Source organism: Pedobacter suwonensis (genome assembly GCF_007833675.1).
Classification (GTDB): Bacteria; Bacteroidota; Bacteroidia; order Sphingobacteriales; family Sphingobacteriaceae; genus Pedobacter; species Pedobacter suwonensis.
Genome location: NZ_CP031708.1, coordinates 5,563,389 through 5,583,320 on the forward strand (window position 1 = coordinate 5,563,389; position 19,932 = coordinate 5,583,320).

Annotated in this window: 19 protein-coding genes and 1 pseudogene; 11 read left to right on the plus strand and 9 right to left on the minus strand. The window is 38.3% G+C overall.

The genetic code is table 11. The annotated features are described in order from the left end of the window. Positions 1–196 precede the first annotated feature (196 nt). Positions 197–1,348 carry a prolipoprotein diacylglyceryl transferase gene (locus tag DV942_RS22775; protein WP_145861344.1) on the plus strand — a complete coding sequence of 384 codons (1,152 nt, stop codon included), beginning with the start codon at positions 197–199 and terminating at the stop codon, positions 1,346–1,348. Between the two features lie 57 nt (positions 1,349–1,405). After that, positions 1,406–2,194, plus strand: a complete 789-nt coding sequence (locus DV942_RS22780) for an inositol monophosphatase family protein (RefSeq protein WP_145861346.1) — start codon at positions 1,406–1,408, stop codon at positions 2,192–2,194. A gap of 378 nt (positions 2,195–2,572) precedes the next feature. Here DV942_RS22780 and DV942_RS22785 read toward each other — a convergent pair whose 3' ends face one another. From DV942_RS22785 to DV942_RS22795, 3 genes are all read right to left on the minus strand, one after another. After that, positions 2,573–3,076 (minus strand): hypothetical protein, encoded by a 504-nt coding sequence (locus tag DV942_RS22785; RefSeq protein ID WP_145861348.1) that lies wholly within the window; start codon positions 3,074–3,076, stop codon positions 2,573–2,575. Positions 3,077–3,216: 140 nt separating this feature from the next. After that, positions 3,217–3,924 carry an LOG family protein gene (locus DV942_RS22790; protein WP_090987668.1) on the minus strand — a complete coding sequence of 236 codons (708 nt, stop codon included), beginning with the start codon at positions 3,922–3,924 and terminating at the stop codon, positions 3,217–3,219. A gap of 17 nt (positions 3,925–3,941) precedes the next feature. Continuing rightward, on the minus strand, positions 3,942–5,450 hold the full coding sequence (locus tag DV942_RS22795; protein WP_090987671.1) for a sodium:solute symporter: 1,509 nt from the start codon (positions 5,448–5,450) through the stop codon (positions 3,942–3,944). A 362-nt stretch (positions 5,451–5,812) separates the two neighbouring features. Here DV942_RS22795 and recR point away from each other — a divergent pair, with 362 nt between their 5' ends. The 3 genes from recR (at position 5,813) to DV942_RS22810 (ending at position 8,387) form a co-directional block, all read left to right on the plus strand. Continuing rightward, a complete protein-coding gene (gene recR / locus DV942_RS22800; protein WP_145861350.1) occupies positions 5,813–6,430 on the plus strand; it encodes a recombination mediator RecR in 618 nt (205 codons plus the stop codon). Between the two features lie 131 nt (positions 6,431–6,561). Continuing rightward, positions 6,562–7,380 carry an SDR family oxidoreductase gene (locus DV942_RS22805; protein ID WP_145861352.1) on the plus strand — a complete coding sequence of 273 codons (819 nt, stop codon included), beginning with the start codon at positions 6,562–6,564 and terminating at the stop codon, positions 7,378–7,380. A gap of 164 nt (positions 7,381–7,544) precedes the next feature. Beyond that, a complete protein-coding gene (locus DV942_RS22810) occupies positions 7,545–8,387 on the plus strand; it encodes an alpha/beta hydrolase (protein ID WP_244950778.1) in 843 nt (280 codons plus the stop codon). A 326-nt stretch (positions 8,388–8,713) separates the two neighbouring features. Here the strand turns inward: DV942_RS22810 and DV942_RS22815 are convergent, their stop codons facing one another. Beyond that, the gene (locus DV942_RS22815; RefSeq protein ID WP_090987679.1) at positions 8,714–9,655 is read right to left on the minus strand and encodes an ion channel; all 942 of its coding nucleotides are present in this window, start codon (positions 9,653–9,655) and stop codon (positions 8,714–8,716) included. Positions 9,656–9,939: 284 nt separating this feature from the next. On the opposite strand from DV942_RS22815, the pseudogene trpD reads away from it, so the two are divergent. From trpD to trpA, 4 genes and pseudogenes are all read left to right on the plus strand, one after another. Next, positions 9,940–10,928 (plus strand): annotated as a pseudogene (gene trpD / locus DV942_RS22820) (anthranilate phosphoribosyltransferase). Next, positions 10,922–11,554: a phosphoribosylanthranilate isomerase gene (locus tag DV942_RS22825; RefSeq protein WP_244950779.1), complete on the plus strand. Its 633-nt coding sequence runs from the start codon at positions 10,922–10,924 to the stop codon at positions 11,552–11,554. The pseudogene trpD and the gene DV942_RS22825 overlap by 7 nt, the downstream one beginning before the upstream one ends. A gap of 80 nt (positions 11,555–11,634) precedes the next feature. Continuing rightward, entirely contained in the window at positions 11,635–12,816 is a 1,182-nt protein-coding gene (trpB, locus tag DV942_RS22830) for a tryptophan synthase subunit beta (RefSeq protein WP_186462379.1), read from the plus strand. 92 nt (positions 12,817–12,908) lie between these two features. Beyond that, positions 12,909–13,676 (plus strand): tryptophan synthase subunit alpha, encoded by a 768-nt coding sequence (gene trpA, locus DV942_RS22835; protein WP_145861354.1) that lies wholly within the window; start codon positions 12,909–12,911, stop codon positions 13,674–13,676. A 131-nt stretch (positions 13,677–13,807) separates the two neighbouring features. Here the strand turns inward: trpA and DV942_RS22840 are convergent, their stop codons facing one another. The 3 genes from DV942_RS22840 to DV942_RS22850 all read right to left on the minus strand — a co-directional run bounded on the left by DV942_RS22840 (position 13,808) and on the right by DV942_RS22850 (position 15,903). After that, positions 13,808–14,497, minus strand: coding sequence for an alpha/beta hydrolase (locus DV942_RS22840; protein WP_145861356.1), 690 nt, complete (start codon positions 14,495–14,497; stop codon positions 13,808–13,810). Beyond that, on the minus strand, positions 14,497–15,177 hold the full coding sequence (gene ung / locus DV942_RS22845; protein WP_145861358.1) for a uracil-DNA glycosylase: 681 nt from the start codon (positions 15,175–15,177) through the stop codon (positions 14,497–14,499). Before ung ends, DV942_RS22840 begins: the two co-directional genes overlap by 1 nt. Positions 15,178–15,384: 207 nt before the next feature. Further along, positions 15,385–15,903, minus strand: a complete 519-nt coding sequence (locus tag DV942_RS22850; RefSeq protein WP_145861360.1) for a thioredoxin family protein — start codon at positions 15,901–15,903, stop codon at positions 15,385–15,387. A 113-nt stretch (positions 15,904–16,016) separates the two neighbouring features. Here DV942_RS22850 and DV942_RS22855 point away from each other — a divergent pair, with 113 nt between their 5' ends. Continuing rightward, complete coding sequence (locus DV942_RS22855; protein WP_090987690.1) at positions 16,017–16,556, plus strand: hypothetical protein; 540 nt, start codon at positions 16,017–16,019, stop codon at positions 16,554–16,556. A 315-nt stretch (positions 16,557–16,871) separates the two neighbouring features. Then, positions 16,872–17,426, plus strand: coding sequence for a pyridoxamine 5'-phosphate oxidase family protein (locus DV942_RS22860; RefSeq protein WP_145861362.1), 555 nt, complete (start codon positions 16,872–16,874; stop codon positions 17,424–17,426). A 150-nt stretch (positions 17,427–17,576) separates the two neighbouring features. On the opposite strand, the gene DV942_RS22865 is transcribed toward DV942_RS22860, so the two are convergent. Beyond that, positions 17,577–17,789 carry a hypothetical protein gene (locus DV942_RS22865; protein ID WP_145861364.1) on the minus strand — a complete coding sequence of 71 codons (213 nt, stop codon included), beginning with the start codon at positions 17,787–17,789 and terminating at the stop codon, positions 17,577–17,579. 136 nt (positions 17,790–17,925) lie between these two features. Beyond that, a complete protein-coding gene (lysS, locus tag DV942_RS22870) occupies positions 17,926–19,635 on the minus strand; it encodes a lysine--tRNA ligase (protein WP_145861366.1) in 1,710 nt (569 codons plus the stop codon). Positions 19,636–19,932 lie beyond the last annotated feature (297 nt).

Consider the following 19,932-nt stretch of genomic DNA (forward strand, 5'->3'; position numbering starts at 1 on the left):
ATCTTTTACTGTCATTCTGAACGCAGTGAAGAATCTTTTGACGTTAAGGTGTAAAATGGACGATGTAAAAAATGGACGATGGGATAGAAATACCGTGTTCCATTAATTATTAGTCTTTTAGCCTTCGTCTTTGAACATCAGTCTTTCCACTTTGGTCTTTACTCTTTCTTTCCTATCTTCGCAACAAAATATTTCTATGTTTCCTACCGTTTCACATTTTTTAGAATACCTTTTCGGCATTAATTTACCGCTTCCATTTAATACATTCGGTGTTTTTGTGGCGCTCGCGTTTGTTGCCGGTTACTGGGCTTTTACCAAAGAGCTTAAACGTAAAGAAGCATTAGGCATACTCCATCCAATTAAAAAGACCATTATAGTGGGTAAGCCCGCAACCACGTCAGAATTGATTATGAACGGCCTTTTTGGCTTTGTTATCGGTTACAAGCTGGTTTACGCATTACTGAACTATAAACTTTTTGTAAATGATGCCCAGTCGGTTTTAATGTCGACCCAGGGAAATATAATTGGTGGTTTGTTTTTTGCTGGCTTATTTGCTTACTGGGATTATACCGAAAAGAATAAGCATAAATTAGATAAACCAAAAGAAACACAGGTAATCATCCACCCATATCAGATCATGAGTAACCTGATTGTATGGGCGGCTATCTGGGGATTTTTAGGAGCGAAATTTTTTGATAATCTGGAATATTGGGATGATTTTGTTCAACATCCTATAGAACGCTTATTATCGTTTAGCGGTTTAACCTTTTATGGTGGCTTAATCTGCGGTGGTGCAGCGGTATTGATCATTGCAAAGCGAAACGGCATTAAACCCTTACATATGTTGGACGTAGGTGGACCCGGCATGATGCTGGCTTATGCAGTTGGTCGTATTGGCTGCCATATGGCAGGTGATGGCGACTGGGGCATTGTAAATCCTAACCCAAAACCGTTCTCCTGGCTGCCGGATTGGTTATGGTCTTACAAATATCCAAACAATGTGGTAGGCGAGGGTATTCCCATTCCAGGCTGTACCGGTAAGTTTTGTAACGAATTGGCACAAGGCGTGTATCCGACACCGCTTTACGAAGTGATTATATGTTTAATCCTTTTCGCCTTTCTGTGGAGTATAAGGGATAAAATAAAAGCGCCTGGTTTAATGTTTGGTATTTACATGATCTTGAACGGTGTGGAACGTTTTTGTATTGAGTTGATTCGTGTAAACTCCAAGTACCATGTTTTTGGCTTATCTTTTACACAGGCAGAAATGATTTCAACTTTTCTTGTTGTGGGTGGCATTGCATTAAGTGCTTATGCTTTGCGGAACAAGAACCAATTAGCCCAATAAGAACCTGATAAATTCAATTAAAATCCAACAACAGCATTATTCTGTTGTTAAATAATTATGAATTACGAATTACTGTGCAATAAAGTGATCTCGATTGTTAAGCTTACCGGAAATTTCATCCGCAAAGAAGCCATGCAGTTTGATGTTCAGAAAATAGAATATAAAGGATTAAATGATATGGTTTCTTATGTTGATAAAACAGCAGAGCAGAAACTTGTTCAAAATCTGGAAAAATTAATTCCTGATGCAGGTTTTATCACCGAAGAAAAAACCATGAACCGCATTGGGAAAACCTATACCTGGATCATTGATCCCTTAGATGGTACAACGAACTTTATTCATGGCATCCCGGCCTATGGCATTAGTGTAGCGCTTTATGAAGATGGGCTACCCGCAATAGGTGTGGTTTACGAGTTAAATCGGGGAGAGATGTTTTATTCTTATAAAGGTGGACCTGCTCTGATGAATAAAAAGGAAATTAGGGTTTCCGGCAATCCAGATTTAAAGTCAAGTCTGCTGGCTACGGGTTTCCCATATTATCAGTTTGATAAACAAGAAAAATACTTAAAATTATTAGCTGAAATGATGCAGAAAAGCCACGGAGTGCGTAGGATTGGTGCGGCAGCTATAGATCTGGTATATACTGCCTGCGGACGTTTCGATGCATTTTTTGAATATAATCTGCAGCAATGGGATTTTGCAGCCGGGTGTTTCATTGTTCAGCAAGCTGGCGGAGAAGTGTACGATTTCTCGGGAGGCAATGAATACTTTGAGAAAAGAGAAATTTTAGCCACCAATGGAAAATTAACTGCTGAAATGCTGGAAGCGATAAAAAGATATTTTTAAATCGGCCGTAGCCTTGATTGAAAAGTTATCGAATTTTTACTGTAAATACCCTTAGGTTCGCCTCACGATCAATATTGAAAGTTAAACGATGAACGGTTTTTAAAAACTGAAAGATAAATGCCTGTCAATACTTCGGTGCTAAACCATTAATCAGGTATGTGGGGCTGGTATTCCTGAAAGAATAAAGTCGATATAACTACTGACATTTTTGAAATGTACCTTGATCAAATCCAGTACGATATAAAGCATTTTCGAAACAAAAATAAGGAAATTGGTTCAGTAAAAACTTTATTAATATGGTGTTAATCATCTGATAATTAATAGCATATGATCTTTATTTAGCGTGCTTATTCAGTCCAAAGAATTTTATTAAAAATCCTAATGATGACGAAGTGTTGATGTCGTAATGATCGGAACGATGCAGGCGATCAGAATAAAGAGCTGCCTGTTGTAAACCTGTTTAACAAATAGCCCCGCAATCATCAGTAATTTATTATCCGTATCTGAAGATATTACCCCACTATTGTTACTACAAGTGTACATAATGTGTTCATCCTGATAATTACTTACGGTCCATTGTGATTTCCAGATGCCTGTTGATTTCCATTCATATTGTTTTCCGTTTGTCAGGCTGATTAATGCTTTTGATTTCCAGCTATCGTACGTAATAACAGCGATCACTTCACTCGTTTTCCGGTCGATTACCTTCGTGCTTGATTGCCAGAATCCCTCACTTACAAACTGATAATTTTGATCTTCAAACACACTTTCAGCACTGCTCGTCCAAACTCCAAAAGTTATGGCCCCTTTCTGAAGCCCATCTGCAAAGAGTTTAAAATTTCCATTAAACCAATCGCTCTTCCAGTTGATCAATTTTGACATTTTAATTGTGTTTTATTTTAGATGCAGGAGGTTTAGAGTTGTTACATAAAAAAAAGTGCCTATTGTTGGTAAGCACTTTTCAGTTGGCAGTTTTCAGTTTTCAATTGGCAGTTAACCAATTGTAACGGTTAACCAATAAATTAGAAATTTGGTTTAAGCACATATTTATCGTAAAAACGGAAAATATGTTCTGCAGCCTCTTCGGCAGTATCAACCAGTCTGAACAGGTTTAAATCCTCTTCATGGATATTATGCTCTTTTTGTAACATAGTTCCTTTAATCCAGTCGATTAGTCCACCCCAATAATCAACGCCTACCAGCACAATCGGGAAACGGGCAATTTTGCCGGTCTGGATCAGGGTTAGGGCTTCAAATAACTCATCCATAGTTCCAAAACCACCTGGTAATACCACAAAACCCTGGCTATATTTCATAAACATTACTTTGCGGACAAAGAAATAATCAAACTCCAGCAATTTATTATGATCAATATATTTATTATGGAATTGCTCAAATGGTAACTCTATGTTCAAACCTACCGATTTACCGCCATTGGTATGGGCACCCTTGTTACCGGCTTCCATAATGCCAGGTCCACCGCCCGTAATTACACCATAACCTCTATCAGTTAACAATTTACCACACTGTTCTGCCAGTTGATAGTATCGGTTTGTTTGAGCCGTACGCGCAGAGCCATAAATGGTAACACATGGACCAATTTTAGCTAGTTTTTCAAAGCCGTCTACAAATTCGGCCATGATTTTAAAAATTTGCCAGGAATCGGTTACTTTGATTTCCTGCCAGTCTTTGTTCTCAAAAGCACTTCTAATTTTTTCTTCACTCGTCATATACTGTTATTCTAATATTAAAATCTGGTCTGTGCATCAGTTTTTTTGCTGATAAATAACAAACCTATAAATGTGATTAAACCGTTGATTAAAATCAGTTCAACACTAAAAACATATCCTCCTAATATTTCAGCAGAATTGCTTGCAAGCAAGTAACATAAAAAAGGTGATAATAAGCAAACTATTGGCACTAATTTATCATGCAGACCGCGTTTTTTTACAAAAAGCCCAAAACTATATAAGCCCAAAAGCGGTCCGTATGTATAAGAAGCAATGGTGAAAATTAAGCTCACAACTGATGAACTGTTCAAAGCATTGATTACAATAATCACCAGGAACATCAAAACAGAAAAAACAATGTGTACCGTATGACGTTTTTTTACAGCATTTTCGGCATTTACATTTTCTGCTTTAGCCATGCCCAGAAAGTCTACGCAGAACGAAGTGGTTAAAGCCGTTAGCGCCGAATCTGTTGTGGCAAAGGTAGCTGCGGTTAAGCCCAGCATAAAGATAATAGCCGGAACGGAGCCTAAGTTGTTCAATGCGATTTCAGGGAACAATAAATCCGTACGAGGTTTACCTGTAACGTGATCTAAAGGAATATCAATACCATTTTTACTCGCATAGATGTATAATAATGCACCGACACTTAAGAAGAAAATATTTAAGATGACAAACACGCCGGTAAAGGTGAACATATTTTTTTTCGCTTCCTGGATGGTTCCCATACTCAGGTTTTTCTGCATCAGGTCCTGATCAAGGCCTGTCATGGCAATGGTTACAAAAATACCACCGATAAACTGTTTGCTGAAATAGAACTTATTAATGAGGAAATCATCGAAGAAGAATATTTTAGAATAGCTGCTGTTTTTTACAGTTTCAAATGCCTGTGGAATATTGAAATCAAGACTGTTGCAAATAAAATAAATGGTGAGAAAAACTGAAAGCACAAGAAAGAAGGTCTGCAATGTATCAGTAATAATAATGGTTTTTAATCCACCTTTAAATGTGTAAGACCATATCAACGCCAACGAAATGAGTACCGTTAACCAGAATGGAACACCATAGCTGTCGAAAATAAAACGTTGCAATACGATTACGACGAGGTATAGTCGGGTTGCTGATCCTAAAGTTCGGCTCAGTAGAAATATTGAGGCAGCTGTTTTGTAGCTGTAATGGCCTAATCTCTTCTCAATGTAACCATAAATAGAGGTTAAGTTCATCCGATAGTAAAGCGGCAGTAAAACGGTAGCTATAATGATAAAACCAACTGCGTTACCCAGCACAAACTGAAAATATTGAAACTGGTTTCCGCTAGGTGCACCAACTTCTCCGGGTACCGAAATAAAGGTAACACCCGATAGTGCTGTTCCAATCATGCCGAATGCCACCAGGTACCATTTAGAATTTCTGTTGGCAACAAAGAAGGTGCTGTTGTCTGAGGATTTTTGAGAAGTTACAAACGAAATGATAATCAGTAGCAGAAAGTAGCCAATTAGAAAACACAAGAGAATGGTTGGTGACATATTTTTGATTTAAGCTGATAAATGTAAAGAAAACTATCAAATCAAGCAATATGTTATTAGTCCGGAGTCGGAAGTCAGAAGTCAAAGTGCATGATAGCCATTTGCAGTTTTCAGTTGGCAATTTGCAGTTACCACTCGCTATGGACTATTGACCAATGAATCAATATCCAGTTTTCAGTTGGCAATTTGCAGTTACCATTTACTATGGACCAATGAACTATTCACTATTGACAAATGAACCAATATCCAGTTTTAAGTTGGCAATTTGCAGTTACCATTTACTATGGACTATTGACCAATAAACTATTGACCAATGACCATTCACTATTGAACCAATGAACCTTTTTATCTATTTTTGCACTATGAATTTTTCATCCAAACTGCTAGAAGATGCGGTAAACGAATTCTCAAAACTTCCTGGGGTAGGGCAAAAGACAGCTTTACGTTTGGTATTATATCTTTTAAATAAGGAGCAGGAGGAGGTAAATCAGTTTGGTAATACGTTTATAAAACTTAAACAACAGATTAAACACTGCAGTACCTGCCATAATATTTCGGATTACTCAATTTGTGAAATCTGTACATCCCATAAACGGGATAAAGAAACCATTTGTGTGGTAGAAGATACGCGTGATGTGATGGCTATTGAAAATACCGGACAATATTTTGGGGTTTACCATGTTTTAGGTGGTTTAATTTCGCCAATGGATGGAGTAGGGCCTTCTGATCTGTTTATTGATGGTTTGGTAGCCAGGATGACAGCAGGAGGGATCAAAGAAGTGATTTTGGCGCTCAGTCCGAATATGGAAGGAGATACCACCTTGTTCTATCTCTATAAAAGGCTGAAAGAATTTAATGTACCGGTAACCACCATTGCACGTGGAATTGCTTTCGGAGGCGAACTAGAATATGCCGATGAAATTACCCTGGGCCGATCGATCATTACCCGCGTACCTTACGAAACTGCAATGATGAAATAATTAGCATTAGGTATAAAGTAGCAGGCATCAGGCATAAAATCACATATTGGGACTTATCATTTACCTTTTTCTTGATACCGATACTTAATACTCAATACTTACTACTTAACACTTAATACTCACTACTACAAATGAACCTAAAAAATAAAGTAATTATCATTACCGGGGCATCAAGCGGAATTGGAAAAGCCTGCGCGGAAGAATTTGCCAGGCGTGGGGCCAATCTGGTTTTAGCTGCCCGTCAATACGTTACCCTTTGCGAAATTACTGCTGATTTAGAGAGAAAATATGGCATCAGAGCGGTTGCGGTACAAGCCGATGTGAGTAAAGAGGATGATTGCGAACTCATCATAAAACAAACCCTTGTTTCTTTTCAGAGAATTGATATTCTGATAAATAATGCCGGATTATCGATGCGAGCCCTGTTTAACGATCTGGATTTATCAGTGCTTAAAAACCTGATGGATGTAAACTTTTGGGGAACAGTATATTGTACCAAATACGCACTTCCTGAAATTTTAAAAACAAAGGGAACAGTGGTGGGCGTATCGTCTATTGCGGGTTACCGTGGTTTGCCTGGCCGTACAGGTTATTCGGCGTCTAAGTTTGCCATGAATGGTTTTATGGAGTCTTTACGTACCGAATTGCTCAAAACCGGAGTAAATGTAATGGTGGCTTGTCCAGGGTTTACGGCTTCGAATATCCGGGTAACGGCCTTAGCTAAAGATGGCGCAGCACACGGCGAAACCAGTATGGATGAAGGTAAAATGATGACATCGGAAGAAGTGGCCGGCATAATTGCCGATGGCATTGAACAACGCAAACGCACTTTGGTGATGACCAGACAAGGCAAACTGGCAGTATGGATGAACAAACTGTTTCCGGCTTTTGTAGATAAAAAGGTATTTGATTTGTTTGCGAAAGAAAAGAATCCGTTGATAAAGGCTTAAGGTAGACGGTTTAAGACGTAAGGTTTAAGTGCGTAAGTTGATTATGTCTTGATACTAGATACTCGATACCTGATACTCAATACCTGATACTCAATACCTGATACTATCAATAAATCCACACCCGCAACTATTTCGTTTATTAACTGTTGAGTTGGAAAACCTTTATGATGTACAAATACGTTGTTTTATTAATGCTCTTGTTTCAAACGTTACTTTCTGCTGCACAAGTTAAAAAGGTAAAAAATATAAATTATGCCAGCAACACCGATGAAGCCAATACGCTGAATATTTTTTATAAAAACGATCATGTCAAAAATAAACCCGTCTTAATTTTCATTCATGGTGGCTCGTGGAGCAGTGGTAAAAAAGAAACGTATTGGTGGCTAGGCAGGAATTTTGCACGCAAAGGTGTGGTTACGGTCATTATTAATTATCCTTTGGCACCGAATGTTCAGTATGGAGAGATGGGCAATGATTGTGCTTTAGCTGTAAAATGGGTTAAAGAACATATTGCCGATTTTACCGGAAGTGCAGAGCAGATTTTTGTAATGGGACATTCTGCAGGGGCGCATCTGGCTGAATTGATCAATGCAGATTCTAAATATTTTAATAAGGCTGGGATATCTAATCCAATTAAAGGTGTAATCCTGAATGATCCCTTCGGACTGGATATGGAAGAATATTTAACCACAGCCGAAAAAGACCATTTTTATTTCGATTTCATCCGGACCTTTACGGAACGGCCTGCGGTTTGGAAAAGTGCCTCACCCTTAGCTTATATAAACAATATTAAAAATCCACATTTACTCTTTTATGGTAGTAAAACATATGGTGCCATTAAATTACAAACGCCGAGGTTATATGAAAAGCTTAAGGCGAACCATGTGCCTGTAGAGATAAAAGAAATTAAGGGCAAAAGCCATGTACCGATGATCAGTCAGATGATTTTTGGTGGAAATCAGTTGTATAAGGATATTTTGGATTTTATACAAAAGACATCTTCGTAAGATTTGTAAATTTTCTTGCCGCTTTGCTGTTAAAGCTGACACTTCCAGATCATTTTTTAATTCCCTTCCGTTGGAGGGGTGCCTATAAGGCGGAGTGGTTATTTATTGTACCAACCCAACACACCTAAACCTGACAGCAGCGGAAATCCTTTTTGTTGGCAGTAAACCCGAATATCCTATGGTCTGCAGCCTATGCAGCAGATTCGTGCCTCAGGATGATGATAGCACAACAAAAAGATTGCAGCGTATGGCGGGGCTATCATAACCGACTGGCACCGTACCCTGCTTTCCAAAAAAGAAAAGAATCTTTTAAACAAAAGAGACCGTTATACCGTTCGCGTAATCTTATCCAGCTTACTATAATCCATTACTATTTTACCTTCTTCATTATGGTAATGCATTTTTTCGAACTTTGCATCCATTTCTATATCTTCATCCTGATAGCTCGTGCGCGTATGAATGGTTTGGGAAAATGTATCATCAAATGCCTTAAGCATAACGAAAACTTCGACCTCTGCCTGTTGTAGTTCCGTTAACGATTTTTCGTATAAAGGACTGTCTTCTGTAATAGGGTGTACTAAAGTCCAGTTTAATGACAGGATGCCGATTTTATCACGTTCCAGCGCCAAAGGGTAAAACCTTCTTATTTGTTTGCCATCAACGGTTTCATTGTACGACATCACCATCTGTACCTCCACCTCGATAAGCTGATTACGGCGTAAGTTAACCAAACGGCACATTAAACCATGGCCTTTTTCATAAGGTGCAATTACCATTTTTTTACTGAAGTTCACTTTTGAGGTAGGTCTGCTAAAACGGCCATACAACAAACCTGTTGCCAATGCAAAAGCGAGCAGGCCCAGCATACTCTCGAAAGCAGCCAGAATACTCGTAATAAACCCCTGTGGAGAAATATGGCCATAACCCACCGTAGAAATGGTTTGAGCAGAAAAGAAAAAGGCATCAAAAAACTGATCGCGCAGCGTTAAACCTTTAGCGCCTTCTAAATTCTCGATTCCAACAACATTATATAATACTGCAAATATGGTATTCACAATAAGGTAGGCAATCAGAATAACGAAGAAAAACCTTGGCCAGCTCATGGTGACCAGACGTGTGTAGGTATCATCGAACTTAAACCAGGGCAGGCCCGTACGCTCAATATTTGCAGAACCATCCGGGTTTAGCATGCGCTGATTTTTCGTTACCGGATTGGATCCGAAACCCAGATCATCATTAAACTGTACTTTTCTTTTAAAGAAAACCATATATTTTAGAAAGATTTTGGAATATTAAAAAACTATGTCAATATTTGCTTTATACAAACATGATCATTAAAAACTTAAATAACAATTGGTGGTGGCATAACGAAATTCGTTAGGCAGATTCTATTGTTATATATTTTAAAATATTTTAAACACAACGAAGAGGATTGCCTGAAAAGCAATCCTTTTTTTATGCAATTTTTTTTTAAACGTCGCATGGTTTGTGTCACCACGAACCAGAATAAACATAAATGGTTTGTGGAGACACAACCAGCGGAATACAAAACATGAAAAAGATATTAAACCATTTATTTGAGAACAAGAGCTTTAGCAGGGAAGAGGCAAAGAACATTTTAATTTCCATTTCAGAAGGTGCATTTAATTCTTCGCAAATTGCTGCTTTTATTACGGCTTATGCCATGCGGAACATTACCGTGCAGGAACTGCAGGGCTTTAGAGATGCCATGCTGGACATGTGCCTAAAGGTAGATCTTTCCGGTTATAACCTCATTGATCTTTGTGGTACAGGAGGTGATGGCAAAGATACTTTCAATATTTCCACCTTATCTTCATTTGTAGTAGCGGGGCGGGGCATCATGTAGCCAAGCATGGCAACTATGGGGTTTCTTCGGGCTGCGGATCATCAAATGTAATGGAATACCTGGGCTATAGCTTTACCAATGATGAAGCTACTTTAAAGCGCAATCTTGATGCTGCGGGCATTTGCTTTTTGCACGCACCGCTTTTTAATCCAGCCATGAAAATTGTAGCACCGATCCGTAAAGAACTCGGGGTAAAAACATTTTTTAATATGCTGGGACCTATGGTTAATCCCGGGCAGCCTAAATACCAGATGGTAGGTGTTTTTAGTTTAGAACTGGCCCGTTTATATGCTTATTTATACCAGGATACCGATAAAAGTTATACCATTGTGCATGCACTGGAGGGCTATGATGAGGTTTCGCTTACCTGCGATGTGAAAACCTTTTCGAATAAAGGAGAGCAGATTTTAACACTCAACGATATGGGATTTGAAAAAGTAGACGTAAATGCTATTAAAGGAGGTGATACCGTAGCATCATCAGCTAAAATATTTATGGATGTGCTTAATGGCGAGGCGACTGACGTGCAGACGAATGTAGTATTGTGCAATGCCGCATTAGCCATCCGGACCATCAAACCAGAAATGTCTTTCGCCGATTGTTTTTATGAAGCTGAAGAATCGCTCATGAACAAAAAAGCTTTGCACAGTTTTAAACAATTACTGGCATGCTAAGGTTAAAAATCTGTGGAATGCGTTTGGCCGCGAATATTGCTGCGGTAGCTGAGTTGCAGCCAGATTACATGGGCTTTATCTTTTATCAAAAATCACCAAGATTGATCAGTGAGGTTTCGGCAGAACTGATCAGATACATTCCTGCTCAAATTAAAACTGTTGGAGTTTTTGTGAACGAGGATTTAGAAACGGTAAAAGAAAAAGTAAACACACTGAACTTAAAGGCTGTTCAGTTACATGGAAGCGAATCTTCTGAATATTGTGGCGCATTAAAATTAAGTTTTCCCATGGTAGAAGTAATTAAGGCTTTTGGGGTAGACGAAGATTTCGATTTTTCAGCTTTGGAAGCTTATTTAGGTACAATTGATCATTTCTTGTTCGACACCAAAACAAAATTACATGGTGGATCCGGAAAAACATTTAATTGGTCTGTTTTGGACCGATACACTTATACAAAACCCTATTTTTTAAGCGGTGGAATTGATTTGGAACATACCGCTGCCATTAAAAAACTAAACGATGATCGTTTATATGCGTTAGATATTAACAGCCGTTTCGAAACAGAACCAGGTGTGAAAGATGCAGAAAAGATTAAAGAATTTATAAAAGAAATGAGTACCGAATAATGTCATCCTGAGCCTGTCGAAGGAATTTTAGTAAAACATTTCGACAGGCTCAATGTGACAAAAACGAGTTGATAAATATTATGAAATACAAAGTAAACGAAAAAGGATATTACGGAGATTTTGGAGGTGCGTACATTCCCGAAATGCTTTATCCGAATGTAGAAGAACTGCGTCAGAATTATTTAAAGATCATTGCAGACCCTGATTTCCAGAAGGAATTTCATCAGCTGTTGAAAGACTACGTTGGCCGCCCTTCGCCATTGTATCTGGCAAAAAGATATTCGGAAAGGTATGGAGTCAATATCTTCTTAAAAAGGGAAGACTTAAATCATACCGGAGCGCATAAAATCAACAATACCATCGGGCAGATTTTATTAGCTGAAAAATTAGGTAAAAAACGGATTATCGCCGAAACTGGTGCCGGTCAGCATGGGGTAGCTACAGCAACGGTGTGTGCACTGCGTAACCTGGAGTGCGTGATTTATATGGGTGAAGTGGATATTGAGCGCCAGGCGCCAAATGTGGCCCGAATGAAAATGTTGGGTGCAAAGGTAGTTCCGGCAAGTTCGGGTAGTAAAACTTTGAAAGATGCGACCAATGAAGCCATGCGCGACTGGATCAATAATCCTGTGGATACACATTACATTATCGGTTCAGTTGTTGGTCCGCACCCTTATCCAGATATGGTGGCGATTTTCCAGTCGATCATCTCTGAAGAGACCAAAAAACAACTGTTGGAGCAAACGGGTAATGATCAGCCTGATTATGTTTTAGCCTGTGTGGGCGGAGGCAGTAATGCCATGGGCATGTTCTACCATTTTATGGATGATGAAAATGTAAAGCTGATCGCTGTTGAAGCAGCAGGTAAAGGTGTATCAAGCGGATTTTCGGCAGCCACAACCTACTTAGGCAACGAAGGCGTTTTACACGGCAGTAGAAGTATTTTAATGCAAACACCAGATGGTCAGGTGGTAGAGCCTCATTCGGTTTCTGCAGGATTGGATTATCCGGGCATTGGCCCACAGCATGCACATTTATTCAAAACCGGTCGCGGGCAATATGTTTCCATTACTGACGAGGAAAGTCTGGAAGCAGGTTTATTGTGTACCAAACTGGAGGGCATTATTCCGGCGATAGAAAGTGCGCATGCGCTGGCTTATTTAGAAAAAATGCAATTCAAAGGTGGCGAAAATGTGGTGGTTTGCCTTTCAGGTCGTGGCGATAAGGATCTGGATACTTATATTAAATATTTTAATTTATAGATAGGTTTGAGACATGAGATATGAGACAGTAGATTTCCTTGCCCGGTCATCATCTCACATCTCACCTCTCCAATCTCACATCTCAAAAGAAAATGAACAGAATTAAACAACTCTTCCGGGAGAAGAAAAATATATTATCAATTTATTATACTGCCGGTTATCCTAATACTGGCGATACCATTCAGATTGCGGAAGCACTGCAAAAATCAGGCGCAGATATTCTGGAAATAGGTTTTCCTTATTCGGACCCTGTTGCCGATGGACCGGTAATCCAGGCGAGTAGCAAGCAATCTTTAGATCAGGGTATGACACTTAAACTGCTTTTCGAACAGCTGAAAGAATTACGTAAAAACGTAACCATCCCGGTTTTATTAATGGGCTACGTAAATCCGGTTTTGCAGTTTGGCGTAGAAAAATTTTGCGAGGCCTGTGCTGAAGTAGGCGTAGATGGCTGTATCGTGCCAGATTTGCCAATGGTGGAGTATGAAGAGTTTTATAAAGATTGCTTCGAAAAACATAACTTGGCCAATGTATTTTTAATTACCCCTCAAACTGCTGAAGAGCGTATTCGTAAAATAGATGGTTTAACCAATGGATTTATTTATCTGTTATCGTCGTCGGCTACCACAGGTAAAAACTTAGAAGTGGGTAATACTACTGAAGCTTATTTTAGCCGTATCAAAGGAATGGACCTTAAAAATCCAACCATGATCGGCTTCGGGATCAGCGATAAACAAACTTTTGATAAGGCCTGTTCTTATGCCAACGGTGCCATTATCGGTACAGCTTTCGTTAAAGCCATATCCGAAGGAAATTTAGAAGAAAGCATCAGTAATTTTATGAAAAAATTTAAGGATTAAATTTTTATTCCATTAATGATCGTCATCTGATCGAGCATATGCAGTTTAAAAATCGAATATGGATTTTTACCTGACAATATTCCAAAGCTGACGATCATTTTAATGGCCACCATTGTTTACTTCAGATTAAGCTAATCGTTTTTAGCCAATGGAGTAAGATTTTCTGTTCCATTATTCAATATCAGTTGATCAATAATGCCTGAGATCTGCTTCGCATTTTGATAAACCATGAAGTGAGTTCCATTGTTGATCACGAAATCTGGTTTCGCTATTTTGGCATACAGAATTTTATCTTGTGTACCGTGGATATGGTAAATCCTTTCTGGTACAGTTTTGTTTCTCCAACTTAAAATGCTTCCAATTGCCCATTTTAGAAAATGAGGATCAGTATCTTTTATAATCCTGTTCAGTAATATTTTCTCATTTGACGATTTTGTACCGAAAAAATAGTGCTGTGTAAGTTTGTTCGATGCTTTTAGAAATTTAGCTGGAATAAATTTTAGTAGTTTAAGTTTTCCGGCAAAGCGGTATAATCCGGGCAGATGGCTGCTTAACATCGTGCTTGAAATAATAATTGTTGCTACAGGTTTTAATCGTTTGGCCATTTCCACTGCAATCATTCCACCAAAAGATACGCCTACCAAAGCAAATGGCCGGCTGGTATCGATAATTTGGCTAAGGCGTTCAGCATAAGATTCAAGTGACTCATTTTTATGAGGATCTATCCAGTCAATATGGATAACCGTGATCTTTTCACTCAGCTTTAATCGGGAAAAAATCCGTTGATCAGCACCGAGGCCGCTAATGAAATAGGTATTCATTAGGCTGGTAAATTCCAGTCAATTGGTTTAAGATTGTTTTGCACCAACAACTGATTTGCCTTCGAAAAATGTTTCGATCCGAAGAAGCCATTGTATGCAGAAAATGGTGATGGGTGAGCTGCAGTCAGAACATAATGTTTTTTCTGATCGATTAAAGCCGCCTTTTGCTGCGCATATTTACCCCACAATAAAAATACAATATGTTCTCGCTTTTGAGATAAAGACTTAATAATTTCATCCGTAAAAATTTCCCATCCCTGGTTTTGGTGTGAGCCGGCTTCTGAAGCACGAACGGTTAAAGTGGCATTTAATAGCAGTACACCTTGTTCTGCCCAGTGCGTTAAGTAACCGTGATTTGGCGTTTTAAAACCTTCAATATCAGTTTCCAGTTCTTTGTATATATTTTTTAATGAGGGCGGGACTGCAACACCACGTTGCACAGAAAAAGAAAGGCCATGCGCCTGGCCAACCCCATGATAAGGATCCTGACCTAAAATCACCACTTTAACCTCATCAAATGGAGTAGTATTCAATGCATTAAATATGTCTGCACCCTTTGGATAAATAGTTGCACCTCTTTGCTTTTCCTCCTGTAAAAAAGCTTTCAGTTTTATCATATAGTCTTTCTCAAATTCTTCTTCTAAAACGGCTAACCATCCTGGTTCTAATGCTGCTGACATAATGCTGATGTATATATTAATGTAAGATGTATGATGTAAAATGGATTTGGGGTAATGTCTGTAAATGAATTTTAGTCAATGGTTTGATAGATTATCGTCAATCCTCAGTGTAGATAAACATAAGCCAACAGGTTATCGATTATCAAACATTTGGGAGATCATGAATATCAGGCTATGAACCTCGAACTAAAGAAATGCTTTAAAAGTTTAAGACTTTTTCTGGTATATAGCCAACAAATCTCCTTCGAGTGTAGTTTTAGGTCCTTCGGTAATCCGCCCCAATTCTTTACCTTTTTTATCAAAAATAATGAAAGTTGGCACCCTTACAATATCCAACCCATTCAGTATGCCATTTTCAGCCTTTTTGTTTCCATCAACTGCGATAATTTCTACATTTTTATCTTTAAACTGCAGCGCGTCTAAAATTTTAAGAAAGTTTGGTACGTTCGCCTTGCTGTCGCCACACCATGTTCCTAAAACAATCTTGATTTTTTCATTCTTGATCAGCTTTTTCAGTTCGATCATTGTTGCTGCATCTGGCACATATGCCTCATAAAGCGGATCGTACATTTCCTTAAATTCAGGGAAAGTGGTAACGCCCTCGCGCGTGCAGGCATTGATTAATATATCCTTGTTGTGTACTTCGTCGTGTATTTTCTTGTTCAGGTCTTGTGCAGAAACATTCATTGCAAATATGATTAGGGTTATGGAGAAGAAGATTTTCATAGTTAGTAGATTTTTTTTGAGCTTTTAAATTTTTATTGAAATTATTGTTTTAAAATCTAATTTGTGCCATTTAAACACGATATTTGCAAAAAAAAATAATTAGGATAAAATTTATGCCAAATATCATCAGATTAATTGCGGGGTTTGCTTTACTGGGTGGCGCAGTAGCTTTATTTATTTTCGGTTTCTGGCCATGGGGTATTATTGCCATTTTATTGGGGATAATTGTACTGATAACTTATTTCTTTAATGAAAACATGCTTTTAGCACAATGGTTTCTTAGAAAAGATAACATGCCCAAAGCAAAAATGTTTTTAGACCGTATTACCAATTATGAAACGCAGTTGATTAAAGTTCAGCACGGTTATTATAATTTGTTGATCGGATTAATTGAAAGTAGAACAGCGCCTATGCAGAGTGAGAAGTATTTCAAGAAATCGCTTGCATTGGGTATGCAGATGGATCATAATATAGCGCTTGCAAAATTAAGTTTAGCAGGTATTGCTATGGCCAAACGCAACAAACGTGAGGCAACGATGTACCTTGCCGAAGCTAAAAAAGCAGATAAGAATAAATTGCTGGCCGATCAGATTAAACAAATGAAAGACCAGATGGGTATGATGGACAAACAGCAGCAAGTTCGTTACAGATAGTATTGATCACATCTCTTTATAAAGCCATTTCAAATTGAGATGGCTTTTTTATTGGGTTAAATCTTAATGTACTTGGTTTTTTGCATAGGCTTTCTACGCTATGATAACAATGTTTTTTTTAAGGAAATGAACGTTCAATTATCGATTACCATATAAGACACGGAAGTGCATATAGTTATATGCTGCTTATATTTCTTATATGGTTTAATATCTCGGGAGATGAGCATCTGTACTTTTTTACAAAGGATCATCCTTACGCATAAAATCAAAACCAAATTCTACTTTCCATTGTAGTTTATATAAAATTAAAATACTATGGCAACATCACAGGAAGGGAGTACCAACAATACTCAGGAAGAAAATAATATCCAGGATCTGGGCGGTAAAGAAGCTATCGAAAAGCTGAGAACATTGGCTGAAAAAGCTGAAAGTTGCTTTTTCTGTACCAATATTAAAACAGGCGTGCCGCTATCAGTCAGGCCAATGGCCATTCAGCAAGTTGATGATGAAGGTAATATCTGGTTCATGAGCATGAAAGACAGTCATAAAAACGAGGAAATTTCAGCTGATCCTTTTACACACTTGTTGTTTCAGGCCGGAGCACATTCCGGTTTCGTAAATATCTATGGCATTTCAGAAATCAGCAGGGACCAGGCTAAAATCGATGAGCTTTGGAGTCCGTTTATTAAAACCTGGTTTCAGGGAGGAAAAGACGACCCGAATATCACATTGATCAAAGTGATTCCGACAGAAGGATATTACTGGGATACCAAACACGGTACAGCTGTAGCGTTTTTGAAAATGGCCGCGTCCGTAATCACCGGTAAAACGATGGATGACTCGGTAGAAGGATCTTTGGATGTTGACTAGAAAGGTTAATTGTCCAAATTGGTTAATCGGTTAACTGTTTAAAATAGTTAATCGGTTAGCCCAATCGTCATGCTAAATTCATTTCAGCATCTAGCTAACAGACCTTGAAATAAATCCGATTGCTATCGGATCAGGGTGACGTATAGACTGTTATTTGTCTCCTAAATAGTCAAAACCTTCAAAGTCTTCCCGTTGGGCTCTTTTACTTAAGATATCATCTTCTTCAACCTCTTTTCTGGAGAAGAACAGTGCTTCGGCCTGGATTCTTTTTATCAATTGGCGGACCAGGGTTAAATCGAAAGCATCTTTACTCAATTTAATGCAGTATTCTCTTTCGTTGATTTCTAAACTTGAAGTATTCATATCGCAATGACTTTAATGATCAATTGCTGTAAATATAGAAAAGGCTTGCTAAACAATTGTTAGCAAGCCTTTTAACTTTGTGTTATGTTTTTGTTAAAAATCAGGCTAATGTTTTACCTGAAAGTTAACAAATTCATTATTTATGGGATAGAAATAAGCCGTCATCTGTTTTGGTAACTTTCAAAATGCCTTTTCCGGTTAAAGCTTTTAGGGTAGTATCCCATTTTTTATTGCTCCATTCAGTCAACTTTGACTTTACGTCAGTTAACAGGTGCTGCTCGTTTTCTTTTACTAATGCATACAATTCACTTTCTTCAGCGCTCATTTCAATTTTCTTTTTCTCCGGGCGCATCTGTGGGAAGAATAAAACTTCCTGGATAGTACTTTGGTTAGTCATTAACATCACCAAACGGTCTATACCAATACCCAAACCAGAAGTAGGAGGCATACCATACTCTAAAGCGCGTACAAAATCATCATCCATCGCCATCGCTTCATCATCTCCACGGGCAGCTAATTTTAACTGATCTTCCAAACGTTCTTTCTGGTCAATCGGATCGTTTAATTCTGAATAAGCGTTTGCAATCTCTTTGCCATTCACAAACAGTTCAAAACGTTCCACCAAACCTTCGGCAGTACGGTGTTTTTTAGCCAGTGGCGTCATTTCGATCGGGTAATCGGTAATGTAGGTTGGCTGAATTAAATTTGCTTCTACTTTCGCACCGAAAATTTCGTCAATTAATTTACCGCGACCCATGGTTGAATCGATCTCAATGCCCATTTCATTACATTTTACAGCAATTTCTTCTTCTGTCATGTTTGAAACATCAATGTCGGTATACTTTTCTATTGACTCGTACATGGTTAGTTTTTCATATGGTCCTTCAAAATTAATTTCGTTTGCACCAACTTTTACAACTGCAGAGCCTGTTGTTGCAATAGCTACTTTTTCCAAACATTCCTCAACCATCGCCATCATCCAGATATAATCTTTATAGGCAACATAAATCTCCATTGAAGTAAACTCAGGGTTATGCGTACGGTCCATTCCTTCGTTACGGAACATTTTACCGAATTCATACACACCGTCAAAACCGGCAACAATTAATCTTTTTAGGTAAAGCTCATTTGCAATGCGCAGATAAAGCGGCATATCTAAAGTATTGTGGTGTGTAGCAAACGGACGTGCCGCTGCACCGCCATGGATAGGTTGTAGGATAGGGGTTTCCACTTCCATCCAGCCCTGGTTATCGAAATAATTGCGCATGGTATTGATTACCTTGCTGCGTTTTATAAAGATCTGTTTATAATCAGGATTTACCGTTAAATCTACATAACGCATGCGATAACGCAGTTCCGGATTGGTAAAACCATCATATACGTTTCCCTCATCATCACGTTTTACGATTGGTAGTGGGCGTAATGACTTAGAAAGTACCTTAAATTCAGTTACATGTACCGAAATTTCTCCTGTTTGTGTAGTAAACACATATCCTTTAACCCCAATGAAATCGCCGATATCTAAAAGTTTTTTAAATACGGTGTTGTACAGGGATTTATCTTCGCCAGGACAAAGTTCATCACGCTTTAGGTAGATCTGAATCCTGCCGGTAGAATCCTGTAATTCAGTAAAAGATGCAGCACCCATAATATTCCGGCTCATAATTCTACCGGCTAATACTACTGTCTTGTATGCTGTCTTATCTGATTCATAATTAGCTAATATATCTGCTGCATAAGTATTTACTTCATAAGCTTCTGCAGGATAAGGTTCAATGCCTAATGCACGTAGTTGTTTTAGCGACTCACGTCGTAATTGCTCTTGTTCTGATAATCCTATACTCATTTCGGGTATTTTTTGCAAAAGTAAGAATTTGCAATGTGTTTATTAATGTAATGGATATCATTTCCAACATCATTTTTTTGAAAAGACACCTTTGGGCAAAGATAAGAAAGGTATTGCAATTAATAAATGCTTAATTTCATATAAAAATGCCTTTTAGGACGTGAAAAAACAATGGGATAAAAATGTGAAATTTAAGATAAACAGGGTATTTATTCTACGATGATAGAGTGGAAGCAAGAATGCTTTTAGGGTAAACCAGTGCAATTTTATGGGTAAGCGATATGAATTTAGTGTTTT